This window comes from Streptomyces sp. SID10853 (assembly GCF_010548145.1).
Taxonomy (GTDB): Bacteria; Actinomycetota; Actinomycetes; order Streptomycetales; family Streptomycetaceae; genus Streptomyces.
This window is the reverse complement of the sequence record NZ_JAAGLN010000288.1, coordinates 1-8018: the sequence shown is the minus strand read 5'-3', so window position 1 is coordinate 8018 and position 8018 is coordinate 1. Positions and strand designations below refer to the sequence as shown.

Sequence of the window (8018 nt, the reverse complement as noted above, 5' to 3'; positions counted from 1 at the left end):
GCCGCCGCACCGGCTCCGCCGCCCGCCCAGCAGACCCCGGCCGCGCCAGCCGCCCCAGCGGCACCCGCTCCGGCCCCCGCGGCACCGGCTCCCGCCCCCGTCACCCCGGCCCCGGCCCCGGCCGCGACCTCCGGTGACGACGGCGCCTATGTGACCCCGCTGGTCCGCAAGCTCGCCGCCGAGAACGGTGTCGAGCTGGGCTCGGTCAAGGGCACCGGCGTCGGCGGCCGTATCCGCAAGCAGGACGTCATCGCCGCGGCGGAGGCAGCCAAGGCCGCCGCCCCCGCGCCGTCGGCTGCTCCGGCCGCCGCCAGGGCGCCGAAGCTGGAGGTCTCGCCGCTGCGCGGCCAGACCGTCAAGATGACCCGGATGCGCAAGGTCATCGGCGACAACATGATGAAGGCCCTGCACAGCCAGGCCCAGCTGACCACCGTGGTCGAGGTGGACATCACCAAGCTGATGAAGCTGCGTAACCAGGCCAAGGAAGGCTTCGCCGCCCGTGAGGGCGTCAAGCTGTCCCCGATGCCGTTCTTCGTCAAGGCCGCCGCCCAGGCGCTGAAGGCCCACCCGGTCGTCAACGCCCGGATCAACGAGGACGAGGGCACGATCACCTACTTCGACACCGAGCACATCGGTATCGCGGTGGACTCCGAGAAGGGTCTGATGACCCCGGTCATCAAGGACGCGGGCAACCTCAACCTCGCCGGCATCTCGAAGAAGACCGCGGAGCTGGCCGGCAAGGTCCGGTCCAGCAAGATCAGCCCGGACGAGCTGTCGGGTGCGACCTTCACGATCAGCAACACCGGCTCGCGCGGTGCGCTGTTCGACACGGTCATCGTCCCGCCGAACCAGGTGGCCATCCTGGGCATCGGCGCGACCGTCAAGCGTCCGGCCGTCATCGAGACCGCCGAGGGCACCGTCATCGGCGTCCGCGACATGACGTACCTGGCTCTCTCCTACGACCACCGCCTGGTGGACGGCGCCGACGCGGCCCGTTACCTGACGACGGTCAAGGAGATCCTGGAGGCCGGCGAGTTCGAGGTCGAGCTCGGCCTGTAACCAGCCTCACCTGTGGCGCCCCCTTCCGGATCCCTTCCGGACGGGGGCGCCGCCGTATTGTCATGGGGGGCCTGGTCCGTGCGACCGTCCCCGCCCAGACCAATACGGTCCGAAGGAGCTCAAAATGACGCCGCCCGTCATCCACTCCCTGCGCGAGCAGATTCGCGAGCACATCGTGGAGGGCATCGTCCGCGGGCGGTGGCAGCCCGGCGAACGGATCGTGGAGCGGCGGATCGCCGTCGAGCTGGAGGTCAGCCAGACACCGGTCCGGGAGGCCCTGCGCGAGCTGGAGTCGCTGCGGCTCATCGAATCGGCCCCCAACAAGGGCGTACGCGTACGGAATCTGACCGCCGCCGATCTGGAGGAGAGCTATCCCGTCCGGGCCGGCCTCGAACAGATCGCGGCCGAACTGGCCGTCGACCGGCTGGCCGCCGATGTGTCCGCCCTGGAGCCATCGGTCGCCGCGCTCTACCGCGCCGACCGGGTGGAGGACAGCGCGGCGCAGGTCAGGCACACCGTGGCCTTCCACAGGGAGCTGGTGCGGGCCGCCGGGAACAGCGTGCTGATGCACACCTGGGAGTCGCTGGGCATCGAGGTGTTCACCACGCTGTCGATCCGCTGGCTGGGGACCGTGCAGAAGTCGTACGCGGAGGAGCACGAGGCACTGGTCGAGGCGTTCCGGCGGCGGGACCCGCAGATCGGCCCTCTGGTGAAGGACCACGTGCTCGGATGTGCACCGCGGGCCTGACCCACGGCCGTTTTCGCGGCACCGCGTGCCCCTATTGCTGACACCGCATGCCGACTTTTACGTAGCGGAAAGATTTTTCCTTCTATCCTTTGATCGATCATCGATCAGCGATTTACAGTCTCCGGAGGGCTTCACCCAGCCCGTCGCCCTGTCCTGCCAGACCGGGCCTTTCTTCACCCCCTGTTCTGTCCGGAAGGCGGCGACCATGACCGACCCCGTAGGCAAGCTTCACAGCGAGCTCGACCAGCTCCCGGACCGCGACCCCGAGGAGACCGCCGAGTGGGCGGCCTCCCTGGACGCCGTCACCAAGGCCGCAGGCCCCCACCGTGCCGCATATCTGATGCGCCGCACCCTGGAGCGGGCCGAAGGCGACGGTCTCGCGCTGCCGAAGCTGCTGGAGACCGACTACGTCAACACCATTCCGACTTCCGCCGAGCCCGCCTTCGACGGCGACCTGGCGATGGAGAGCCGGATCACCGCGTGGAACCGCTGGAACGCGGCCGCGATGGTCACCCGCGGCTCCCGGTTCGGCGTCGGCGGCCACATCGCCACCTTCGCCTCGGCCGCCTGGCTGTACGAGACCGGCTTCAACCACTTCTTCCACGGCAAGGAGGGCGACGGCTCGGGCGACCAGCTCTACATCCAGGGCCACGCCTCGCCCGGTATCTACGCCCGCGCCTTCCTCGACGGACGCCTCAGCGAGCAGCAGCTCGACAACTTCCGCCAGGAGGCGGGCGGCGACGGCCTGCCGTCCTACCCGCACCCGCGCCGGCTGCCCTGGCTCTGGGAGTTCCCCACGGTCTCCATGGGCCTGGGCCCGATCTCCTCGATCTACCAGGCGCGGTTCAACCGCTACCTGGCCGGCCGCGGCATCAAGGACACCTCGAAGTCGCACGTCTGGGCCTTCCTCGGGGACGGCGAGATGGACGAGCCCGAGTCGACGACCGCGCTCACCCTGGCCGCCCGTGAGGGTCTGGACAATCTCACCTTTGTCATCAACTGCAACCTGCAGCGCCTCGACGGCCCGGTGCGGGCCAACTTCCGGGTCGTGCAGGAGCTGGAGGCCCAGTTCCGCGGCGCCGGCTGGAACGTCATCAAGACGCTCTGGGGCTCCGCCTGGGACGAGCTGTTCCAGCTCGACACCACGGGCGCGCTGATCCGCCGCCTGCGCGAGGTGCCGGACGCGCAGTTCCAGACGTACGCGACGCGCGACGTGGCCTACATCCGCCAGCACTTCTTCGGCGCCGAGCCCGCGCTCGCCGAGCTGGCGAAGCTGCTCACCGACGCGAAGATCGCCGAGTGTTTCCACTCCTCGCGCGGCGGCCACGAGGCCCGCAAGGTGTACGCGGCGTACAAGGCGGCCCTGGAGTTCAAGGGTGCCCCGACGGTGATCCTCGCACAGACCGTGAAGGGCTACACCCTCGGCGAGGGCTTCGAGTCCCGTAACGCCAACCACCAGATGAAGAAGCTGGACGGCAAACAGTTCCGCGCCATGCGCGACCTGCTCGACCTGCCGATTCCGGACGCCAGGCTGGACGAGGGCCTGGTGCCCTACGGCCACCCCGGCGCCGACTCCCCCGAGGTCCGCTACCTCCAGGAGCGCCGCGCCGAGCTCGGTGGCCCCGCCCCGGCCCGCCGGGTGCACCAGGTGGTGCTCCCGGAGCCCGAGGAGCGCGCGTTCAAGGCGCTCATCAAGGGTTCGGGACAGCAGGAGATGGCCACCACGATGGCCTTCGTCCGGCTGATGAAGGACCTGATGCGGGACAAGGAGACCGGCAAGCGCTGGGTGCCGATCGTCCCCGACGAGGCCCGTACGTTCGGCATGGAGTCGCTGTTCCCCTCGGCCGGCATCTACTCGCCGAAGGGCCAGACGTACGACGCGGTCGACCGCGACCAGCTGATGTACTACAAGGAAGCCACCAACGGCCAGATCCTCAACGAGGGGATCACCGAGGCCGGGGCCATGGCCGACTTCATCGCCGCCGCCACGTCGTACGCGACGCACGGCGAGCCGATGATCCCCTTCTACATCTTCTACTCGATGTTCGGCTGGCAGCGCACGGGCGACCAGATGTGGCAGCTCGGCGACCAGCTCGGCCGCGGCTTCATCGTGGGCGCCACCGCGGGCCGCACCACGCTGACCGGTGAGGGGCTCCAGCACGCGGACGGCCACTCGCATCTGATCGCCGCCACCAACCCGGCGTCGCTCAACTACGACCCGGCGTTCGCCTTCGAGATCGCGGTGATCGTCAAGGACGGTCTGCGCCGGATGTACGGCCCGGACGCGGAGAACGTCTTCTACTACCTGACGGTCTACAACGAGCCGAAGCAGCAGCCCGCGATGCCCGAGGGCGTCGAGGAGGGCATCCGCCGCGGTCTGTACCGCTTCAAGGAGGGCACGGGAGCCGCGGGCACCCCGCAGATCCAGCTGCTCGCCTCCGGTACGGCGATCCACTGGGCGCTGGAGGCACAGGAGCTGCTCGCGGCCGACTGGGGCGTCACGGCCGATGTCTGGTCGGCGACGTCGTGGGGCGAGCTGCGCCGCGACGGTCTCGAGTCCGACGAGGCCATACTCCGTGGCGAGCAGCGCACCCCGTACGTCACCCGGGCGCTGGCCGGTGCCCCCGGTCCGGTGCTCGCGGTGAGCGACTGGATGCGGCAGGTCCCCGACCAGATCAGCCAGTGGGTCGAGCAGGACTGGTCCTCGCTCGGCACGGACGGCTTCGGCCTCTCGGACACCCGTGAGGCGGCCCGCCGCCACTTCGGTGTCGACGCCCAGTCGGTCGTCGTCGCGGCGCTGGCCTCGCTCGCCAAGCGCGGTGAGGTCCCCGTATCGGCCGTCAAGGACGCACGGGAGCGCTACGGCCTGTGACCAGGTCCTGACAGCGAGGGCCTGACAGTGGGGGCGTGACAGCGAGGATGTGACGGCGGGCGCGTGACCCGGGGGTGCCCGATGTCACGCGCCCGCCGTCGGTCCCGTTGTCAGTGGTGGCGTGCATGCTGATTCCATGCGCGCTGCCCGCCTGATCAAGATGGTGCTCCTGCTCCAGTCCCGGCCGCTGATGACGGCGACCGAGCTGGCGCAGGAGCTCGACGTGTCCGAGCGCACCGTCACCCGGGACGCCCTGGCCCTCTCGGAGGCGGGCGTTCCGGTGTACGCGGAGCGGGGCAGGTCCGGCGGTTACCGGCTGATCGGCGGTTACCGCACCCGGCTGACCGGTCTGGCCCGCACCGAGGCCGAGGCGCTCTTCCTCTCCGGACTGCCGGGTGCGCTGCGGGAGATGGGGCTCGACGACGCCGCTTCGGCCGCCCGGCTGAAGGTGTCGGCGGCGCTGCTGCCTTCGGTGCGGGACGCCCCGGCGTCGGCGGCCCGGCGCTTCCACCTGGACGCGCCCGGCTGGTATCAGGAGCCGAGCACCCCGGAGCTGCTGGGCCCGCTGGCCGACGCGGTCTGGGCGGACAGACGGGTCTCGGCGCGCTACCGCCGGCGGGACGGCTCCGATGTGGAGCGCGCCCTGGAGCCGTACGGGCTCGTCCTGAAGGCCGGTGTCTGGTACGTCTGCGCCCGCGCGGATCCCGGGTCTGACGGCCAGGACAGCTCCGGCTGCCCCGACGCGTCCCGGGACTTCCGGGTGTACCGCATCGACCGTTTCACGGCGCTGGCGCTCCACGACGACGGCTGTTTCGTACGGGACGAGACGTTCGACCTGCCCGCCTTCTGGGAGCAGCGGGCCGCGGAGTTCGCCCGGTCGCTCCTCGCCGCTGAGGTGGTGGTCCGGGTCTCCGCCGCCGGGGCCGAGTCCCTGCCGTCCGCGGTGGACCGCGCGGCGGCGAACGAGGCGCTGACCGCGGCCTCGGCCCCCGACGAGCTGGGCCGGGTGACGGTCGTACTGCCGGTCGAGTCGCTGGATGTGGCGTATGCGCAACTGCTGTCGCTGGGGCCCGATGTGGAGGTCCTGGAGCCGCCGGAGCTGCGGGCCCGGTTCGCCGGGGCGCTGAGGACTGCGGCGCTGCAGTACGAGTGAGCGCCGCCGCCTCTTCGGTTTCCGGGGACAGCCCTCAGCGGTACTCCTGCGCTGTCCGGTCCGCGCCGTCGAGCGCGACCTCCTTGATGTACCGCCAGGCGTCGGGCCGGCTGCCGTCCGTGTCCGTGAAGCCGTACTCGGCGGCCAGTTGTCCGCTGGAGAGCGACTGTCCGTTCCACCGCGCCCGGTCCGGGTCGGCCGCGACGGCCGCCACCGCGCGGCCCACGAACACCGGCGACTCGGCGATGGCGAAGTGCGGCTCTGTGGCGATGGCGTCCCGCCATGTCGCCTCCGTCACCCCGAAGTGGTCGAGCATCGCCTCCGAGCGCAGGAAGCCCGGGGTGACACAGATGGCCGTGGAGCCGACGGGCCCCAGCTCGTGGGCGAGGGCGGCGGCCATCCGGATCGGTGCGCTCTTGGCGAGGTCGTAGAAGAAGTTCACCCGGTAGTCGCGGTTGGACTCGGCTGTTCCGTCGGTCACTTCGACGACCAGGCCACCGGGGGTGCGGGCCAGCAGCGGGAGCAGGGCGCTGCTGGTGATGATGTGGCTCCTCACCCCGAGGTCCAGCATGCGGAGCCCCTCCGCCAGCGGGATCTCCCACATCGTGTTCACCTCGCCGACCCGGGCGAGATGGTCACCGCCCCAGACGTCGTTGACCAGGATGTCCAGCCGCCCCTGCTCCCGGTCGATCCGCTCGGCCAGGGCGCGGACCTGTGCCTCCTCCAGATGGTCGGTGGGTACGGCGTGCCCGGTCCCGCCCGCGGCACCGATCAGCTCGGCGGTCTCCTCGATGGTCTCGGCGCGCCCCACCTCGCTGCGGTGCTCGCGGGTGGTCCGCCCGGTCACGTACACGGTGGCGCCCGCCGCTCCCAGCTGTACGGCGATGGCCCGGCCCGCGCCGCGGGTGGCTCCGGCGACCAGGGCGATCCGTCCCGACAAGGGCTTGTCCGTGTGCGTTTCTGTCGTCATACGGGCACCGTGCCACCTATACCCGTCAGCCTCGGTCCGGATTTCCGCGGGATTCCGCGGGATTCCGCGGGATTCCGCGGATCGGGTGCTCAGCCCAGGGCCTTGAGCGTGTCCCCGTTCGCCAGCCGTGCCGTCATGACGGCACGGTCGCTCTGCCCGGCCCGTACCGCCAGCGTCGTACCGTGCGCGGTGGCCCGTACGCCGCCGGTCACATCGATCTCGCGGACCTCCCTGCTGCCCGCGGCCAGCAGATACCACCGGCCCGAGCCCGCCTTCCACTTGGCGCCGGCCAGGACGTTCTGACCGAAGCGGCTGCACAGCGCGGTGTTCTCCCGGCGCGCCACGACGGCGCCGGGCCCGGACTTCTGCCCGGTGGGGAGCTGGAGCTGTACGGAGACCCTGCCCGGTCCCTGCCAGGTGTCGGCCCTGGTGCACACCCAGGAGGCGCGGCCGCCGTTCTCGGGGAGCTGCTGGCGGGCGTACTCCCAGTTGTTCACCGCGCGTACGCCGCTGCCGCGGACTCCGGCCAGGGAGCAGGCGGTGTGCGCCCAGCTGAGCAGCGCCTGGCCGCCGGTCGCCTCCCGCGGCGAGCGGGCCGGGGCCCCGCCGCCCGGGGGCGGGGTGTAGGTGAGGTGGACGGGCGTGAGGTCACCGAGGTCGGTGAGGAGGAACGCGTGCTTCTCGGCGACCTTGCTCGACGAGCGGAGCTGGAGCGCGGGCCAGGAGTCGCATCCGGTGCCGCCCGCCGGGACCGCGGGGCTCGGCACCGGTGCGGTCACTCCGTCCTTGGCCTCGTCGAGCGGGTGCGCCGGGGCGTCCGGGGCGAGCAGGTCGCGGGTGGTGGACTCGGCGACCCAGGGCGCCAGCAGATAGCGGGCGTTGCCGTCGGTGCGGCTGACGACGACCGCGGCCCCGGTGGTGATGTCGGCGTCGTCGGTGCGGGCGAAGTCGAGCGCGGGCGCGCCCTTGCCGCCGGTGGGTTCGGCGTATCTGACGACCCGGTCGCCTTCGGCGAACAGCACCACGGCCGCACCGTCCACGTCGCCCGCGTAGAGCAGCCGGGGCGGCTGGGCGGGCGGCACGGTCGCGGCCCCGTGGGCGGCGGAGATCCGTACCGTACGGGCCGGGCTCGCCCAGACCTTCAGCGCGCGGCCCAGCAGTGCGCGGTCGTCCTTGCGGGCGCCGCGCGCGGGCCAGACCGTGAAGTCCATACGCG

5 protein-coding genes and 1 pseudogene are annotated in these 8018 nt (G+C 71.5%); 4 read left to right on the top strand and 2 right to left on the bottom strand.

From position 1 onward, the window contains the following. The 4 genes from sucB to G3I19_RS32315 all read left to right on the top strand — a co-directional run. A partial coding sequence (gene sucB, locus G3I19_RS32330; protein ID WP_164267276.1) for a 2-oxoglutarate dehydrogenase, E2 component, dihydrolipoamide succinyltransferase occupies positions 1-1059 on the top strand: 1059 nt, incomplete at its 5' end. A 124-nt stretch (positions 1060-1183) separates the two neighbouring features. After that, the gene (locus G3I19_RS32325) at positions 1184-1807 is read left to right on the top strand and encodes a GntR family transcriptional regulator (RefSeq protein WP_164267275.1); all 624 of its coding nucleotides are present in this window, start codon (positions 1184-1186) and stop codon (positions 1805-1807) included. Positions 1808-2012: 205 nt separating this feature from the next. Beyond that, entirely contained in the window at positions 2013-4679 is a 2667-nt protein-coding gene (gene aceE / locus G3I19_RS32320; RefSeq protein WP_164267274.1) for a pyruvate dehydrogenase (acetyl-transferring), homodimeric type, read from the top strand. Positions 4680-4815: 136 nt separating this feature from the next. Continuing rightward, on the top strand, positions 4816-5832 hold the full coding sequence (locus G3I19_RS32315) for a WYL domain-containing protein (protein ID WP_164267273.1): 1017 nt from the start codon (positions 4816-4818) through the stop codon (positions 5830-5832). Positions 5833-5866: 34 nt separating this feature from the next. Here G3I19_RS32315 and G3I19_RS32310 read toward each other — a convergent pair whose 3' ends face one another. Together G3I19_RS32310 and G3I19_RS32305 are read right to left on the bottom strand one after the other, a co-directional pair. Next, complete coding sequence (locus tag G3I19_RS32310) at positions 5867-6802, bottom strand: SDR family oxidoreductase (protein WP_164267272.1); 936 nt, start codon at positions 6800-6802, stop codon at positions 5867-5869. A gap of 89 nt (positions 6803-6891) precedes the next feature. Continuing rightward, positions 6892-8018 (bottom strand): annotated as a pseudogene (locus G3I19_RS32305) (hypothetical protein); the annotation flags it as partial.